This window comes from Candidatus Dependentiae bacterium, assembly GCA_035445995.1.
In the GTDB taxonomy this organism is placed as follows: domain Bacteria; phylum Babelota; class Babeliae; order Babelales; family Vermiphilaceae; genus DAOMRS01.
On the sequence record DAOMRS010000001.1, the window covers coordinates 151732 to 169181 of the forward strand.

Consider the following 17450-nt stretch of genomic DNA (forward strand, 5'->3'; position numbering starts at 1 on the left):
ACATTATAAATCTTAACCCGAGTCCTGAGAAACTCGGGTTTTTGCTACTCAATTTTGACTATTTTTTAAAACAAACTAACCTTAAAGTAACGTTCGTTGCTTGTATAAGGCCCAGTTAATGGCATGAGGTTGGCCTATGGCCTGGGTAGAGAGCATCGCACATTCTTGAAAATGGGGTCATTCTGATAATTTAATGAGGAATTTTAGTCATGAATATTAAATGGAGTTCTTTGGTACTTTCTGTACTTATGGCATGCAATGCTGCTGCTCAGGTGGTTATAGATCAGAAAACATACGTTGATTTAGACCTAAAGCATACGGATAGAAAAACGCTTGGTGATATGGTTAATAACACCATAACACTCAGTGGTCGTAATAGGTTAAATAATTTGTTTTTGAACCCGACCGCGTCTTTGGATGTGCTCAGAAATAGACAACAATGTATTGCGCACTTGCGTGATCACGAGGTGCTGCATACCTCACTCAAGGACTTGTTAAACCAATTGGCTCAGCACGAGTTCTCTTTACATGAACACATTGCAAAAGATCCACTGGTTGAGAAGGTTTTGGATCGCGTATATTTTTCTTGGCCTGTATTGAAAAAATTTAATACCTCAGCATATGCGCTGTATTTTGGATATATAACCCACATTGTAGGATTGTGTGCACCGCTTGCAGAACACATTGCTTTACATATGGGGATTGATTTGCTTGCTTCTCATAAGCATTGTTCGCATCATGATCATGGTCACAAAAAACATGATCACAAAAAGAAGCATAGCCACAAAAAAGATCATGAACAAGTAAGTGATCTTTCATATTATGGGGTACAGGTGCTCCACTGGGGTTTACATGTACCGGGGTTGTATGATATGGGTGCCGATATTTGGCACCGTGCTCAGATGATGAAATATTTGCAAAATGAGATGATTCATATTGCGGCGTATGTGCGGAAGTCTCGAGAATTATATGCGTTATTACAAAAGTCGCATAATAACTTTGCAATGATAGAGGCATATAACACATTAGATAACTTCTTTGGATCGTCTGCTACTTGTTCTGATGCGTGCAAGCGTTTGTTCCAATTATTGGAGCGTACTACATTTACCGGTGAGGCTCGTGTGTTTAACAACGTAGGTAATGTACTGGCTGCATATAATGCATATAGAGATTCACGCGATGAATTATTACTTTTAGCGGATGCTATTGGTGATATTGATGTATGGGTTGGATCCGCTCAGTTGCTCAAAAACACCACAAAATCAGATACGTGGTGTTTTGTTACATTTGCTGCTACTGAATCTCCTCGAATAGTAGGAAAAAATGTTCGCCATCTTTTTATTAATAAGGAACAAGTCAGAGGATGGAATATCTCTACTGTGCGCGGCACACATATATTTATCACGGGAGATAATGGTGCTGGTAAATCAACCTACCTGAATGGTACGGGGCATGCGGTTATACTTGCACAGACGCTAGGTATTGTTCCTGCTGAATATTTTGAATTAACACCGTTTACACATATTTGTACATATCGCTTTATAGAAGATAATATTTTTGAAGGAACTTCACGTTTTTATGCAGAGTGCATGCGTGTAGACACTATCTTAAAAACAACTCAGGACAGTAATGGTTTTTGTTTTGTAGCGCTTGATGAGCCATATACAAGCACCAATCGCGAACGTGGGCTTCAATATCTACAAGAAGCACTTGCTAAGTTATTTGGTATGTACCATGTAGTGAGCTTGACCTCAACGCACTATGGTTCATTAAATACGCTATTTGATGTTCATGAACAGGTGCAATGTTTGCATTTATCATAAATTACGTATAGAGACTATTGTAAACCCGGTGTAAAAGCCGGGTTTTATTTTTCGAACTGTTTAAGCATTTTGCTTTTTTCTTTTGCATACTGATTAGCATTGATTTCTTCAAAGTCAATGGTTCCTTTGTTGGTCCATGTTCCTTTGAAGAATGTATTATGGTCATTATTTGCATTTTTTGTCGTAAAAATAATAGTACCGGTATAACCTGATATGGTACCAGATCGGTGAATAACTACATTCTCCACCTCATATACTCTATTTGATTTTTGATCATCGAATATTATATTTTGGATTTTGTTAATTTTAAATATCTTATCGTAGACTACTTCTGGTTTGAAAAATGAATGAAATAAAATGTATTGTAAATAGTAAAGTGTGCCATCACTTCTCCTGAATACCAGAGTATTTAAATTATGTATTGCATTACCAGGAATCATAGAAATTAATAATGGTATTTCTTGATCAGCAGTTATAGTAATAACATTCGCAACCGTTGGTTCATAAAGTAAAACAGCACTTTTATTAAATAACCATAATGGATATGGCTTATAAAGGGATAAGTATTTCTTATCAAAAATAGCAATGTTATAATCAAATCCTGGAACTTTGAATTGCTTATGCCCAGGGATATAAACAGATGGGGTTGAATATATCCAGTTTTTTGTTTCTAACTGAGTAGGCGTAACGGCTTTGAGTGCTTTTACCATATCAGGCAGCAGAAGCGTTTTGATGAGTTGTTCTCGGCGTGTTGGATCTACTTGTTGCATACGAGCTAGTGTTTGTTTACTCTGTGCAATATCATGGGTTAGTACTGCCAATGTATCAAAAAAAGTTTTGAAATCTATTACATTCTGGTCATTCAAGCATGATTTTAATAACACCACGATGTCTGCAGGTTCCGTTGGGGCATCAGTTAATGCACCTGATGCGGCAATAAAGTTGTGTGTATTTGTTTTGAGCGAAGGGACTTGTTCAACTTCAAGCTTTTGTGCATTTTCTAGGTGCTGTAACATGTCAGTTACGAGCTTTAAGTTGTAACCACCACCATAACATGTCATCCAGTAAAAAAAGCTTGTATGAATGTTATTGTGTAAGAATTTGATAAATTTATTAAATTCAGGGACGGTAAAGCCAGCTATATAAGCACCATAGCTCTGAGCACGTAGATTATTTATAGTCCACTCAAATCGTAATAATGATGTTAAGCCATGGCCAATAAGATATATATTCCATAGGCCATATAAAGGGTTGTATTTGTGGGAAGTAACAAAAAATGATAATAATGGATCAATTGTATGTATGGTATCGAGATTCATAAAATCCGATACAATGCTAGGCATCAATAGTTTCCTTTTAAGAGTTCCCCATGTATTGTTGAGTTGTTTATCTAGTTCTTCTATGTTTTTTATGGGTATTAAAATATTGGTATGATCTACCATAAATCCCAACATCAGTTCTTGCTCAGTAATACCATTTTTTTGTGTAATTTTTGTTATATCTTTCTGATTATTTTTTTGTATAGCTTGCCAATTATTTTTAAGATATTGTTTATATAATTGTGGTATTAAAAGATAAATATCTGATTTTACGTGTTTGTACACGTACCATTCATTAAAATTAAACGGTACCACTTGAGCACAATATAAATTGATAAGATCTATGGTTTTATCGGTATGTGTGCCTTCCAGAGATAATTGTTTGTTGAGCGCTATTTTTTTGGCCTCTAAATTTATTTTTTCTGTATAGAGTTGGGCAAGTTGTGTTTGATAGTGTGGATTTTGTGCGGCATCTTTGAGTATGTTTGTTATTTTTGTTTGAAGATCCGTAATTGAATGGTTGATATCATCTACTGTTTGTTCTACTTTTTTTTGTTCGGTGACTATATTTTGTATTTTTTCTATAAAAGATGGGTCATTTTTTAATTTTTGGGTTGCTTTTGTTCTTCTCGTATGAAAACTGTGTAAAATTGAACCGGTTACAAGTATGGGAGCTACTTTTTGCCTGAGTGCATCTTGCAAGTGGTAGCGCAATGCCATGGCCCCCGTGTAAGTATTTTCAGTAGAACCTTTATCGAATATAATAATAGCATTGAGTGGTCTTTCTGGAGCAGTATTGGGATCGAGTAGGGCAGGACTTTCTTTTTCCATGCAGTTTGAAAATAGAAATGTAAGAAGAAAGGTAATATATATATATATTGGGTTACAATGCCGATTCCCCATAAACATCCCATGATTCAGAAAGATAAATCTGTATACTATATCCTTATATTAATATATTAATTCTAATTGTAAATAGTCAATATATTGTTATAAAATTGTACAAGAGGAGATGTAGGTTACCTGGTAGGGGTTTTGAGAGTTGCCTTTTTGATTAGTTCTTGCCAATTATTTCATGAATCACATCTTGATGGTTCAGAGAAAATGTTTGATATTTTTTTGCATCAAACTTTTGCTTCATGAGGTCGATTTTCTGCAATTGAAATGCTTCGTATGTTTTTATGTAATATACTTTGTTTTTCATGTCTATTGCACTTGTCCATTGTGTATATTCTGTAAGACCATTGTGGTCTTTGACGGTACCTTTGGGAATGTCAAAATTATTGAGCAAGTGGAATGCTTGATAGATACTCTCAAGTTCTGTTGATGCTTGTGGCGCTGCCTGGGTAAATGTGGTAATGCGTACAAAGCGAGATGGTGGTGTAAAGTCTCCGGGGAGCCCCAACATCCCGGTGCCTTGTCCGAGTGATGCAAAGGTCATGCCCCCCATGTCTTTCGGTTGTGTGGTAATTGGAGAAAGATGAATGTAATTACGTAAATTGATCAAATGCCAATCGAAATTTGGGGAATTAGTGATAACACCAAGCGGGTTATCATGCATGTGCAAATTTCCATTTATATATTCAACAACTAAGCTTTTACCGGTTGCATCATGTATGATCAAGTGTGCAGGTGGAAGACCTAGTTTGCCAGGTAGATTTGCTTTTGAGACGTATATGTTTGGTAAGGTGTTTTTTATATCTTGAACATTGGAACAAGTGGTAAGCATCCAAGTGAGGAGCATCCACATAGGCAGGGACTTATCATACTTATCAGGAGAAACTTCTTGGTATTCTGCAAATCCGGGAAAATAAAAAAAACCACCAGCAAGGCCAGTTTCATTAACGCCATCTACAAAATAGGGAAACCCAAAGGCGTTGGTACCAATAGCAGCATATTTAGTTTGCCAGGAAAGACCCCCTTGATCATCTGTTGGGGTAGGTGCTGCAAAGTTGTATGCATGGGGGACAAATAATATATCAGATTGTAGGTCCTGGCCAAACTCTAATGTACGCCCATAGGTGTAGCCATTTTGTGTGTTTTTTAGAAATAAACCGGTACATGAAAATAATTTGATGGATATACAACAAGTCAGAAGGATGATTTGTAATTTTTTCATAATGCTCCAATGTAAAAAAGCCTTCTATATATATAGAGGGCTTTTTTAAAATAGATTTATGTAACTTTTTTTTATTGATTATTTCTTGGTTCTTTTCTTTCAAGTTCTAAAGAGAACTTGCTTTTATCATCGGTGCTTTTGTGTTTAATTTCTACTTGTTGGCAACTACGGAATACAAAAAGTAATACCAAGGCAACTACTACCACAACAATTATGACTTGTAATTGTTTACTTATATGCATTTTTTTTCCTTTTTTAATTTTTTTTACCGGTAACACTAGCAATCATATCAAATGATGATATAGATTTGTCAATATATTATTATGGACATACAAATGATATAAAAAAATTAAGGAGTACTAATATGAATATGTTACTTCCTGATAATGTCCTGCACCTGATGCGAGCGATTATTGGATCAATTGGTGTGCTTGTTATTTGTTTAGGTGCATTGCGTTCACTGTATCAGTTAGCGTTGTTTGTATTGCGTGATGCGTTTGATTTGAATTACATTCGTCTACAATTTGGCGACAGTGTAATTCTTGGTCTTGAATTTATGGTAGGCGCAGACATTATTGGGTCACTGGTTGCTCCTGATTATTATAACTTAGGCTTATTAGCAATTATTGTAGTTATCAGAACAATTTTAAGTTATTTTCTGACCAAGGAATTGGAAGAGTTGAAGACTGTACAGCGCACCAAATAATGATTGGTCGTGAAAGGTAACAATATGAACAGTATAATTGTGCGATATGTAGTGTTAGTTGCGTCTATTATGCTATGTGATATGTATGCACGTGACAATGCAAATATACGTGTAGAGATCACCATCCCTGCTATTTTGGCAAATGAATTAAAGGAAAATCAAAGATTATTGGTGCGTGATTTGGATCCATTTTTCAGGTCGTATGGTTTAACATTTGTTACGGCAACAGAATTACATATTACGTTGGTATACATAGATAATATGCCCACTGACAAATATGCTGATTTAGAACTTGCGCTACAACATGCGGCACAACGTATAGTTCCTATAGATGATATATATATACAAAGTCATCCTATTCTATTAGGACAAAAAATTCCATTTATTGTGTTTCCACTTAAGGAATCAAAAAAATTGCGAAAAGCAATTGATATTATTACTACATCATTACGTGCGAAAAATATAGCAGTCAAGAAATTTATAAATTTTCGCCCACATATTTCATTGGGTTATATAGCAGTGCACAATACCCGCAATGTTGTTGAAAATGTAGGATCATCTAGAGTATTTGATTACAAAGGGACACAATTGAAGGTGGGTTCATCTGGGCTTGTGCCAATAATTGAAAAAGTATGCAGAGAAATTCCAGTGCCTGGTGATGAGATTAGTGCTGATACATTAGTTGTATCGGGTGCGCGGTCATTAAAATATACACTAAAAAAGAAGTGAGTAATATGAAACATATTATTAAGTGCATAGTATGTGTGGTAGTGGTAAGTAACTTAAGTAATTTATATGCAGGTAAAACTCAATCGTGTTTTAAAAAGACACAACCGCCTCAAGTTATACAGACAGATTTGACAGAACGTTCTGGACATACTACTTGGATGGCAGACATGGCAGGACAAATAGCGACCGTGCCATTAAATCGAGTAGTATTACCAGGAACGCATGATGCAGGTACGTGTGATATAACTGAGGAATCGAAATTTATTCCCAATATCACGCAAGAACCTTTTTTAAAAGATTTAATAAAAGCACATGAAGCATTATTTTCCAAAAGTAGTTTGGTACGACGTATAGCCGCAAAATGGGCAAAAGCACAATCAACGTCGATTGCGCAGCAATTAGTAGATGGGATTCGCTACTTTGATTTGCGTCCAGGCTATGATGATGAAGATGATCGTTTTAAAATTCATCATGGTCTTTTTAGTACAAATGTAGATGATGTATTGCAGGCGTTTAAAGAATTTGCCGAGCAATATCCTCAAGAAATCGTTGTTGTTAGCTTTAAAATTTTTGTAAACATGGATCAAGATAGGCATGCGCGATTAATACATGATGTTTCTACTGTTCTTGGTGATTGCTTAATTTCAAGAAAAAAGATTTCCACTACGAGCACCCTACAAGATATCTGGAACACCAAAAAGCAAATTGTTTGTTTGTATGGTGATAACAACTACTTAAAAAATGATTATTTATGGTCGTACAATACTATACATACGGTGTGGCCGAATACAACTGATTTAAGTATTTTTAAACAAAAATTGACTGAAGCCCTGACTCAACGTCCGGAATCTGATGCTAACTTTTTTGATTTAGGGTGTTCTCTGACTCCTCAAATAGAAACTATTGTAAAAGGACAAGCAGGAGAGATTTTTGGGGTGTTATTACCAGGGCGTACAGATGCTATTGATTCGCTCGAAGAGTTAGCAGAACAAGCAAACCCTACAATAGTTAAATTAATAAATACTTGGCGGAACCAGGGGGTTTTGAGCAAAGTAAATATCATATCAATCGATTGGTATACCAATTTTGATTTTGTTGCTTTGGTTCAACGCATAAATATGGAACGTGCCAAAAAATAGAATAAGGCCTACTATGTCTACGGTAGGCCTTTTAGAATGGATGATTATTTTTGCATATATGCTTCTATGAACCATAAGCTTTTATCAAGTAAACGGGTAAGCTCAATGTACAAATCGCCCGTACATTGATCGCCAATTTCTATTGATGCATCAATATTGTTACGTGATAATTCGCCAAGAATAGCAAAATTATGTCCTAGATGTTCAACGTGATCTTTAGCTGCAAAAATATTTGTTGGGTATACACGTAATTCTGTATTTTGAACTGCTTCTTGTAATGTGCCCAAGGCGGTACCACCCAAGCTTGTGATGCGTTCTGCTATAATATCTACCTGATCTTCTATTTGTTCAGCGATTTCATCAAACAACTTGTGTAGTGAGATGAATTCTGGTCCTTTTACATTCCAGTGCGCTTGTTTGCATTGTGCATAAAGATCACTAGTAGATGCGAGTGATTTATTGAGCATTGCAATAATTTCAATACGATCTTTTTCCGGTAAACTCATACGTGTCGTGTGCAATTTCATTTTTTTCCTTATTTAGCTGGAGGGGTAAACATTTTTTTCGGTAATGTTAGTGGGTTGAGTAGTCCACCTACACCAGAACCTATTCCTTCACTAACGCCTTCAGATACGCCTTTGCGTACGCGTTGTGTTACATCTTGTACCACATAATTATAAACCACATATGTGATATAGGCACTTACTAATACAATGAGTACAATAAGTAGTATTTTTACATATTTATTCATGAGAGGGTCCCCTTTTTAAATATTTTTCTAATTTAATAATACTGAAAATAATATCTTTAATGCAATAGGTAGTAATGCTACGCATTATTATGCTATAAACGAAGAATAATACGAGCTATAAAGGAGAATGCTATGAACAATCATAAATCAAGTAAACATAGTTATATATTACAAGATTTCTTGCCATTAATTAGTATTTTTGGATTCATTGTTTTATTCACGGTTAGTAAACAATGGTGGTATGGTTGGCATATGTATACTGCTATGTCAGATTTTATGGGTGCATTTTTTGTTATCTTTGGTTTATTTAAAATTGTTAATTTGCATGGGTTTGTTGAAGCGTATCGCATGTATGATATCGTTGCACAACGTAGTAAGGTATATGCGTATATATATCCATTTATAGAACTGATGCTTGGTATAGCATATTTGACCAGGTTTCAATTATTTTCAACGAATGTGATTACCTTTATATTGATGTTTGTCAGTAGCATAGGTGTTGGTCTTGAGTTGGCAAAAGGAAAAAAGATTGTATGCGCATGTTTAGGTGCTGTCTTTAAAATTCCTATGACCTATGTAACCTTAGCAGAAGATGTAGTGATGGGAATTATGGCATTGATTATGTTATATATGGCATAGCTAGCAAAGGAAGTTATATGAAAATTATGCAAGAAGTAATGCTTGATATTCATCATTTGAATGCGTACATATTAGAAGATATACCTGGCAACATAGTAATTAATAATCAAGATAATGGGTTATACATCGTATCCAATAGGTTACAATATGTACGTGACATGGTATTGTTGCATGACATTAAAATACAGCATATATACCAAAAAAAAGATGGGACTGAATTACTGCTGTATTGTCAGCAGAATAAATGTTTGATGCATATTGATTTGAAGCAGATGGTATCCGAAAAAATAAACATAACCGGTGAATTGAATAAATTTGCGTTTACACCATTATTTCTATGGAATGATGCAGTATGTTTATTGGGTACTCAAAATCATATATATGCAGTTGATATATTGCAAAAAAACATTGAGCGTGCAACTGAAGTAACGGTGCGTGAGAATTACCATACCTTTTATCAGTGCTGGAATACATATCGTATGCAACAGGTTATGTTTTGGGACCAAACAAATTTTGTGGTAGTTATACGGGAACATGATCATATAAAAGTTATATTTACGGATCCGCGCCATCATCAACATCAACGTCCGATATTACTATCAGGCGGTGATAGTATAACCGATGTGCGTTATCGGCAAGATAGAATTTTGGTCATTAGAGATCAACGTATAGAGGTTATGGATGTACTAACAGGCAAACAAGGATCCTATACTATAGAAGAACCCTATATGTTTGTGCAAGCAAGATTTTTAGAAAAATCTAATAGTACATTCGTTGCATTATGCCAAAATCCAGAAGACGAAAAACATGCACAGGTTCGGTTATATACAGTGGTAGCGTAAATATATTATTTTCTTGGTAATCATTGGACTTCATGATACCATTTCTGTATAGGATTCAATAAAAACTTGTGGTTAATTATTGTTTTATACAGAAAGGTTCTTTGTGAATTGCTATCAATATTTGATGGGTATTTTCCTTGTTCTGTTTTCTCATGTTACCTGCATGGCGCAGTCTGAGCCATTGTCTATACCTATGGGACTTTTGAGCAGTGCTCTTAACCCACATTTTGTTGCCAAGTTTGCGTTGTTTGTAGCGCTTCTTTTAATGGGTACTATTGCAGCTGGTAGGATATTAAATTCATTATTTAGATTACCATCTATTGCCGGGCAAATTGTTGGTGGCATTATACTTGGTCCATCGCTCTTGAATATGCCTGGTTGGTCATATTTCGCAGCACCATTGCGTTTGGTACAGTATGATACATGGGAAGTATATTCAGTTGCATCATCTGACTTATTTGTTTTTGTTATTGTACTTATATCTTCTGCATTAACCGTTTCATATTTATTGTGGATTGCTGGTAATGAGACTGATATTCGTGATATCTACCAGATTGGTGTAACCGCAATAACGGCAGGTATTTTCGGCGCGTTGTTTCCTATATTTTTAACTGTAATAGCTATGTATTACGGGAGTGTAGTCGAATGGAGTTTAACAGAAACAATTGGTATAAGTCTTGCTTTTGCAGCTACGAGCGTTTCTATTCCTGTTGCTATGTTGTTTGCCTATAATAAAATGTACTTACAAAGTTCAAAAGCAATGTTGGGTGCTGCAATTATAGATGATATTTTTGCAGTTATTTTATTATCAGTGTTTTTCATAGTGGCAGAGGCAGGCATGTTTGGTGCGGTTGGTAATTTGGCTGTTGGCCACAGTGTAGGATTAGTAAGCGCATTGGTCTATATGATTGGTACATTAATAGTGATAGCCGGTGCAGGTTATTGGATAATTCCTTTTATTATGCAGTGGCTAAAAAAACATCACTATACACACCTGATTGCACCGGTTGCAAATGCAAAAATGCTCTTATATTTTGCAGGTGCCGAATTGATTGGCGGCCTAGCAGGTATTACTGGTGCATATTTTGCGGGATTGTTTCACCGCCGTATTGATGAAAGTCATCGTGCAGAAAAAGTTTTTTCTCCGTATGTCCATGCTATATTATTGCCACTTTTTTTGGGCTCTATTGGATTGCAAATTGATATTAGTATATTGGATAAAGCAGCATGGCTTATTGTTGCATTATTATTGTTATTAGCTATTGTTTCCAAATTGATAGGTTGTTGGATGGCGACTGCTTTGAGCAATTGGTGGTACCAACGTAATGCTTATCATTGGCGTTGGATTGATACCTATTTATTTGGGGCATCAATGGTAGCGCGGGGTGAGGTTGGCTTGGTTGTAGCAACTGTTTTATATGGTTCAAAAGTAATTTCTCCGTATCAATATGTCATTACGGTGATGGTGATTGTACTGACTACCATAGCAGCACCTATTATGTTAGGCGTTGGATTTCATTGGCTGGCTCAATTGGAGGCAGGTAAAAATGCAGAAGACTTTTCTATGAATATAGGGGTTTTCCCGGTAATAGGGACCACCCAAATGTTTAATATCATTGTAGGCCGATTGAGTGCGGGTGGAGCCTATAAAACAACAGTAAGCATGAGTCAGGGGCGTAAAGTAGTCAATATAGAAGAATTACAGGTAAAACTTATTTTATGTCCCGATGAAGGGATTATTTTTAAGGGTAATAAAGAGCATATTAATGACATACTACGTATTGTCAAAGAGGCAATAGATCTTGATGTGGCACGGCTCAGTGTTATTTAAAATACGGGCTTAGGTCTTTACAAGTACCCTATTTTAAGCAATACTTATAATCAATAAAAAATACCTTTCTAAAGTTTCAAATAGTCAATTTTAAGGATTAATGAGCTATGAAAAAAGAGATTCACCCAGAGCTTTACGAAATTACCGTATCATGTGCATGTGGCAGTGCCTTTAGAACCCGTTCTACCGAAAAAGAAATTAATATGACCTTGTGTTCTAAATGCCATCCATACTTCACTGGCGATCAAAAATTCGTTGATACTGCTGGTCGTATTGAAAAATTCCAGAAAAAATACGCAAATAAAAAAAAGTAAGTAAGGTAGGTACTCATTGTGTCAGTCCAATTAGCACTATGGGAGCGTATGCAGCAACGACAACAGGATTTGTTGGCTGCGCTTACTGATCAAAATCTCGATAGAGTTAAGCGCCAAGAGATGCAGAAAGAATCTTCGCATCTTGAGGCGTTACTTACTAAATACAGAAAAATTAAAGATTTAGAACAACAAATCGCCGATACCAAAGCGCAAGCTGCACAGTCACAAGACGTAGAAATGGCAGAGTTGTTTCGGGAAGAAGTTGCTAACCTTGAAAGTCAATTAGCACAAGCGGAGCATGAGCTTGATAATTTTATGGCTCCGCCAGCAGAGCTTGATGATCGTTCGGTGTTCATAGAAATTCGTGCAGGTGCAGGTGGCCAAGAGGCAGCGTTATTCGCATCTGATCTATTACGCATGTACACTAATTATGCCTTACAGCAAGGTTGGCGTACTGCAATAGAAAGTGAAAGCCATACAGATCTGGGTGGTTATCGTGAAGTAGTATTGCATATAGAAGGTACAGGGGCATTTGGTCACTTTAAGCATGAATCAGGTGTGCATCGCGTACAGCGTGTGCCTGCAACAGAAACCTCAGGCCGCGTACATACCTCAACAGCGACGGTTGCCGTGTTGCCCGAAGCAGAAGAGGTTGATGTAAAAATCAACCCATCGGATTTACGTATTGATGTGTTCCGTGCTAGTGGTGCTGGTGGACAGCATGTAAATACGACCGACTCTGCCGTGCGTATTACGCATATACCAACCGGTGAAGTAGTCAGTTGCCAAGATGAACGCTCACAACATAAAAATAAAGCAAAGGCACTCAAGCGTTTACAATCGCGACTTTTAGTTGCTCAGATTGAAAAGCAACAAGAAGAGATGAGTAAAATGCGCAAAGAGCAAGTGGGTACTGGTATGCGTGCAGAAAAAGTGCGTACATACAACTTTCCACAAAACCGTGTGTCTGATCATCAAGTAGATATAACGCTCAAAAAACTCGATAGGGTGATAGAAGGGGATCTTGGTGAGATCATTGATGCATTACGTGAGCGTGAGCGTACTATGCGTAAAGAACAATTTTTAGCAAAATATAAATAATTTTCTATTCGTGTGAATTATAAAAATAAAAGTCGCTGCATTGTCAGTGGCTTTTTTTATTCATATCATTTTTGTTATGATTTTGTATGGTTTTTACATATAAAGGGAATAGGGTGAAAATTATACATTTAGTTTTTTTAATGTTCATGAATACCATAGTTGCAATGCATACAGCAGACCGGCGTCTTTTAGCTGAAGGATTTTTGAACGCTACCTGTAATTATGTACATGCCAGACAGGCACGTATAGAGCCAGAAATACATTATAGAAATATGCTTGATATTAATACGCAAGATATTTTTTCTACGGATCCTCAAGTGCATGAAAAACGAGAATTAGAAAAAGCATTATATGAAATGCGTGTGCATGAAAATATACTGTTCGATATATTATATCAGTATGCTCAATTTCCCAATATAGAAATTATTTTGGATAATATGTCAGCTATTGTTAATGTAGTCAAACAACATGTCCGGGTACGATCAAGAAAATCTATTTCAGCACGTGCTAGCAGAAGAGAAGAAAATACATTTTGCCAATTAGTACAATGTATATCTCGAATTAATGAGTGATCTTTTTGTGTAAAAAGGGGCTGTGGCTTTTGGATACAGTCTGTAATGTAAAACTTGAGTTTACTATCACGTTAACTCATATTGAAACGGCATTTCCAACTTTGAGGCTAACGTATAACTATTAAAATATTTTTTCTATTATTCCTCACCTATTAGTAAAAAAAATTTTTTATATCCCATTAATATCTCTGGTGTCAAGATTACCCTTACACCAACTAATCGATAAGGGGAAGATGATGAGGTCCAAAGATAGACCCTTTTAAATCTTTTTAATTCGAGGTGCTTATAATGATCTGGATTTGTGATATTTTCTAGATTTATTTTGGGATAAAAATAGAAATCATCAACTTGTAATAATAAATCACCTTTGCCATATTTTTCAATCGATGAATCATAAACAGAATTATTATCCTTTTTCATGATACTTTCTACAATTTTTTGTTTGGATTGTTCATAATACTCAAGATCTGTTTCCGTAAAATCGTACCATAATTGATTATTATTTTCTTGTTTATTTCCGCTCAATATGCTTTTTTTTCGATTAAATTTTCTATAGATAGCCTTTGTAACTTCTATCCAACCACTTTTATCACCACTTTTAAATTCACAATCTGGTGGGTCAGGGTATATAAGTGTTGCACTCTGATAAAGCCCTTTTTCTGCAAGAAACTCCCAAATTACCAATTTTTCACATAAAATATCAAAATCCTTGGGCATATTGTTCTTTCATATAAAAAAGAGGCTCCTATAAGGAACCCCCCTCTTGATTTAGCCAAATATCTTAGCTAGCACTTTTGTTATCAAATGTTTTTGGTCTTTTATATATGCATGCATTGGTGGTAAATGTTTAAGATACATATGCCAAACTAGATTAAACAATCCAATGCCAATGATGCAGTGCATGAATTGTGACATATATTACCCTTCATTACCAAAGAAATACTGTGAATATATACGCCAATATACAACAATATGTATCAGCAAGATAGCTACAAATATCTCATACCAATACCACATAGTTATCACACTGGACCAGTTGCAACACCACCGACTATGCCACAGCCAAGTCCCACAACATTACTTGCCCCTTCTATGAATGGCAATAAACATGCCTCTAATCCAGCAGCTGTAGCCGGCGCAAGAGGTCCAGTTAATAAACTTACTGCGGTAATTGCTCCATGTGCTACAAAATGTACAGCAAATTTACCAATAAAAAATCCTGCATTAGCGCCAAAAAGACCACCACCAACTAAACGTTGTTGCAACTTCAATGTATAATCATTGTTGCCTGATTGATTCACTTGAAGATATGCCCCTGCAGCCAGCAATTTAGCAAGCTTATCTTGAGAAACACCACGCAGTTCTTTATCCATTTGCCATGTTTTCACCGTGGTTGTTTGGCCATCATGTGTTACATGAAATGAATCTTGATCATGGGTAACTGAAATATCTCCCAATCGTGCAGGAATAAATAAAGATTGTTTTTCGATTTTCATTGCCTGAATAAGGCTAGACGAGATGAGTAACAAGATTAATGCTTTTATGCATTTGTTTTTGTACATCATAGTTTACTCCGTAATGATTATAATACACTGCTACGCGTTCAATATTTTCCGTACTCTACTCTACGTACTATTGAACTATTTCTACTGTTGCTTCAATTACGAAATCTCACTTAATCTTATCTATGCTCACATGCCTCGCTTTCGGCTTCTTATGCAACTCTCATAATTATAGATGCATTATTTTGATTGTAAGAACTTTATATAAAAGTTCAAGAAAAAATAACATTAATTAATACATGAATTTCATATAAAACAATTGTTACACATAGAAAAAAAGTGTTGCTTTTTACCCAAAAATGATAAAACGCAACAAACACAAATATTCAATAAGAAACTTTGGTAAAAATTTGTGCAACAACTTCCCTGTATAGTATGCCAGTGCAACAAAAATCATGTTTCAATTTGTAATCATTATAGGCACACAATTTATGTAATCTTTCTTAATACAAAAGGCTTTTACTACTAAAATCGGAATATACCTTCAGCTATATTTTATTTCATAAATATCTCATATATACTACTCTCCATGTAAAATAATTAGCATAAAATCTTTATTTGGAGGTGTGCAAGCCGTTTCACTTAATCGTTGAAAGTTCTGATTGTACTAAATGGCTGGCGTAACAGTTCAAAAACATGTACACTTTTGAGATATTTCCAAAATTAAATATCTTCTTTTTAGGGGCGTTTATGCTATTACTTGATTACTTGATTGAATATAATCGATGGATGAATCTTATTGGTATTGCGGTCATATTATCTTTATTGTGGGGTGCATCCGCAAAGCGTTCTGAAATTAATTACAAATTAGTATTCAATGGTTTGTTAATGCAATTTTTGATTGGTTTTTTTGTGCTCAAGACGACCATAGGTCAAAAAATTGTTGGTACCATAGCTGACTTGGTAAGTGCTCTCTATATATGTGCAGGACAAGGATCGGCGTTTATTTTTGGAAGCTTAGTAAATCCAGATTCACCGTGGGGCTTTATTTTTGGATTTCAAGTACTGCCTATTATTATTTTTTTTGGTGCATTTATGGCATTCTTATTTCACATTGGTTTGGTACAAAAAGCTGTAAGTGTTATTAGTTATGTGATTCGCCCACTACTTGGTACTTCAGGTGCGGAGACAATATGTGCTATTGCTAATAGCTTTTTAGGGCAAACGGAGGCTCCCTTATTAATTCGTCATTATTTACCTACTATGACCAAGTCAGAAATTCTAGTGGTTATGATTAGTGGTATGGCGACCATTAGTGGTGCAATTTTAGTAGTGTTTGCTTCTATGGGCGTGCCTACCATGCATTTATTATCTGCAAGCGTTATGGCAATCCCTACTTCTATTGTAGTTGCTAAAATTTTGTATCCAGAAACAGAGAAACCAAAAACTATGGCGGGTGTATCAGCTGAATTTGAGGATACTGCAACAAATGTACTTGATGCTATTGCTGCTGGTACTTTAGATGGTTTGCAACTGGCGCTCAACGTTGCAGCAATGTTAATTTCATTTTTAGCATTACTTGCATTGATTAATTATACGCTAGGTTTTACCACACATGGTATTAATACATTATTTATGTATCTTGGTGTGGCATGGCAGATACCTGTTATTACTATTGAACTCATTTTTGCATATCTTTTTGCACCATTTGGCTATTTGCTTGGGTTTACGGGACATGAGGCCTTACTTGCTGGTGAATTAATTGGTACTAAGGTTGCGGTAAATGAGGTAGTTGCTTATAGTCAGATGGTTACTATGCCACTATCTGAACGTACGGTTGATATTTTAACATATGCGTTATGTGGATTTTCTAATTTTTCATGTATAGGAATTCAGATCGGTGGTATTGGTGCGCTTGTACCACAAAAACGTAGTATATTAACTGAATTTGGATTTCGCACGGTATTTGGTGCGGCACTTGCAAATATTTTGTCCGCGATGGTTGCGGGGTTGCTGCTATAATATATTGATTTAATCTGGTTTATGAACTCGTGGACAATGTC

19 protein-coding genes are annotated in these 17450 nt (G+C 35.7%); 11 read left to right on the top strand and 8 right to left on the bottom strand.

Going from position 1 to position 17450, the window contains the following annotated elements; translation table 11 throughout:
• Positions 1–209 precede the first annotated feature (209 nt).
• The gene (locus PK943_00790) at positions 210–1823 is read left to right on the top strand and encodes a hypothetical protein (GenBank protein HRN77752.1); all 1614 of its coding nucleotides are present in this window, start codon (positions 210–212) and stop codon (positions 1821–1823) included.
• Positions 1824–1867: 44 nt separating this feature from the next.
• On the opposite strand, the gene PK943_00795 is transcribed toward PK943_00790, so the two are convergent.
• The 3 genes from PK943_00795 to PK943_00805 all read right to left on the bottom strand — a co-directional run bounded on the left by PK943_00795 (position 1868) and on the right by PK943_00805 (position 5503).
• Positions 1868–4045 (bottom strand): hypothetical protein, encoded by a 2178-nt coding sequence (locus PK943_00795; protein ID HRN77753.1) that lies wholly within the window; start codon positions 4043–4045, stop codon positions 1868–1870.
• 151 nt (positions 4046–4196) lie between these two features.
• Positions 4197–5261: a choloylglycine hydrolase family protein gene (locus PK943_00800; protein HRN77754.1), complete on the bottom strand. Its 1065-nt coding sequence runs from the start codon at positions 5259–5261 to the stop codon at positions 4197–4199.
• Between the two features lie 71 nt (positions 5262–5332).
• Entirely contained in the window at positions 5333–5503 is a 171-nt protein-coding gene (locus PK943_00805) for a hypothetical protein (protein HRN77755.1), read from the bottom strand.
• 122 nt (positions 5504–5625) lie between these two features.
• On the opposite strand from PK943_00805, the gene PK943_00810 reads away from it, so the two are divergent.
• From PK943_00810 to PK943_00820, 3 genes are read left to right on the top strand one after another with little or no spacing between them, the layout of a single operon-like run.
• Entirely contained in the window at positions 5626–5967 is a 342-nt protein-coding gene (locus tag PK943_00810; GenBank protein ID HRN77756.1) for a DUF1622 domain-containing protein, read from the top strand.
• A gap of 24 nt (positions 5968–5991) precedes the next feature.
• The gene (locus PK943_00815) at positions 5992–6696 is read left to right on the top strand and encodes a hypothetical protein (protein ID HRN77757.1); all 705 of its coding nucleotides are present in this window, start codon (positions 5992–5994) and stop codon (positions 6694–6696) included.
• 5 nt (positions 6697–6701) lie between these two features.
• Entirely contained in the window at positions 6702–7835 is a 1134-nt protein-coding gene (locus PK943_00820) for a phosphatidylinositol-specific phospholipase C domain-containing protein (GenBank protein HRN77758.1), read from the top strand.
• 44 nt (positions 7836–7879) lie between these two features.
• On the opposite strand, the gene dps is transcribed toward PK943_00820, so the two are convergent.
• The gene (gene dps / locus PK943_00825) at positions 7880–8362 is read right to left on the bottom strand and encodes a DNA starvation/stationary phase protection protein Dps (GenBank protein HRN77759.1); all 483 of its coding nucleotides are present in this window, start codon (positions 8360–8362) and stop codon (positions 7880–7882) included.
• Positions 8363–8370: 8 nt separating this feature from the next.
• Positions 8371–8586 carry a hypothetical protein gene (locus PK943_00830; protein ID HRN77760.1) on the bottom strand — a complete coding sequence of 72 codons (216 nt, stop codon included), beginning with the start codon at positions 8584–8586 and terminating at the stop codon, positions 8371–8373.
• A gap of 132 nt (positions 8587–8718) precedes the next feature.
• On the opposite strand from PK943_00830, the gene PK943_00835 reads away from it, so the two are divergent.
• The 6 genes from PK943_00835 (at position 8719) to PK943_00860 (ending at position 13885) form a co-directional block, all read left to right on the top strand.
• Positions 8719–9225: a hypothetical protein gene (locus PK943_00835; GenBank protein HRN77761.1), complete on the top strand. Its 507-nt coding sequence runs from the start codon at positions 8719–8721 to the stop codon at positions 9223–9225.
• Between the two features lie 17 nt (positions 9226–9242).
• Complete coding sequence (locus tag PK943_00840) at positions 9243–10067, top strand: hypothetical protein (GenBank protein HRN77762.1); 825 nt, start codon at positions 9243–9245, stop codon at positions 10065–10067.
• Between the two features lie 103 nt (positions 10068–10170).
• Positions 10171–11898, top strand: a complete 1728-nt coding sequence (locus PK943_00845) for a cation:proton antiporter (GenBank protein HRN77763.1) — start codon at positions 10171–10173, stop codon at positions 11896–11898.
• Positions 11899–12005: 107 nt separating this feature from the next.
• Positions 12006–12212 carry a 50S ribosomal protein L31 gene (gene rpmE, locus PK943_00850; protein ID HRN77764.1) on the top strand — a complete coding sequence of 69 codons (207 nt, stop codon included), beginning with the start codon at positions 12006–12008 and terminating at the stop codon, positions 12210–12212.
• Between the two features lie 18 nt (positions 12213–12230).
• Positions 12231–13313: a peptide chain release factor 1 gene (gene prfA / locus PK943_00855; protein ID HRN77765.1), complete on the top strand. Its 1083-nt coding sequence runs from the start codon at positions 12231–12233 to the stop codon at positions 13311–13313.
• Between the two features lie 113 nt (positions 13314–13426).
• Positions 13427–13885, top strand: a complete 459-nt coding sequence (locus PK943_00860; protein HRN77766.1) for a hypothetical protein — start codon at positions 13427–13429, stop codon at positions 13883–13885.
• Between the two features lie 138 nt (positions 13886–14023).
• On the opposite strand, the gene PK943_00865 is transcribed toward PK943_00860, so the two are convergent.
• From PK943_00865 to PK943_00875, 3 genes are all read right to left on the bottom strand, one after another.
• A complete protein-coding gene (locus PK943_00865; protein HRN77767.1) occupies positions 14024–14602 on the bottom strand; it encodes a hypothetical protein in 579 nt (192 codons plus the stop codon).
• Positions 14603–14653: 51 nt separating this feature from the next.
• Complete coding sequence (locus PK943_00870; GenBank protein HRN77768.1) at positions 14654–14800, bottom strand: hypothetical protein; 147 nt, start codon at positions 14798–14800, stop codon at positions 14654–14656.
• Positions 14801–14907: 107 nt separating this feature from the next.
• Positions 14908–15450, bottom strand: a complete 543-nt coding sequence (locus PK943_00875) for a hypothetical protein (protein ID HRN77769.1) — start codon at positions 15448–15450, stop codon at positions 14908–14910.
• A 687-nt stretch (positions 15451–16137) separates the two neighbouring features.
• Here PK943_00875 and PK943_00880 point away from each other — a divergent pair.
• Positions 16138–17409 (top strand): nucleoside transporter C-terminal domain-containing protein, encoded by a 1272-nt coding sequence (locus tag PK943_00880; protein ID HRN77770.1) that lies wholly within the window; start codon positions 16138–16140, stop codon positions 17407–17409.
• The last annotated feature ends 41 nt before the right edge of the window (positions 17410–17450 follow it).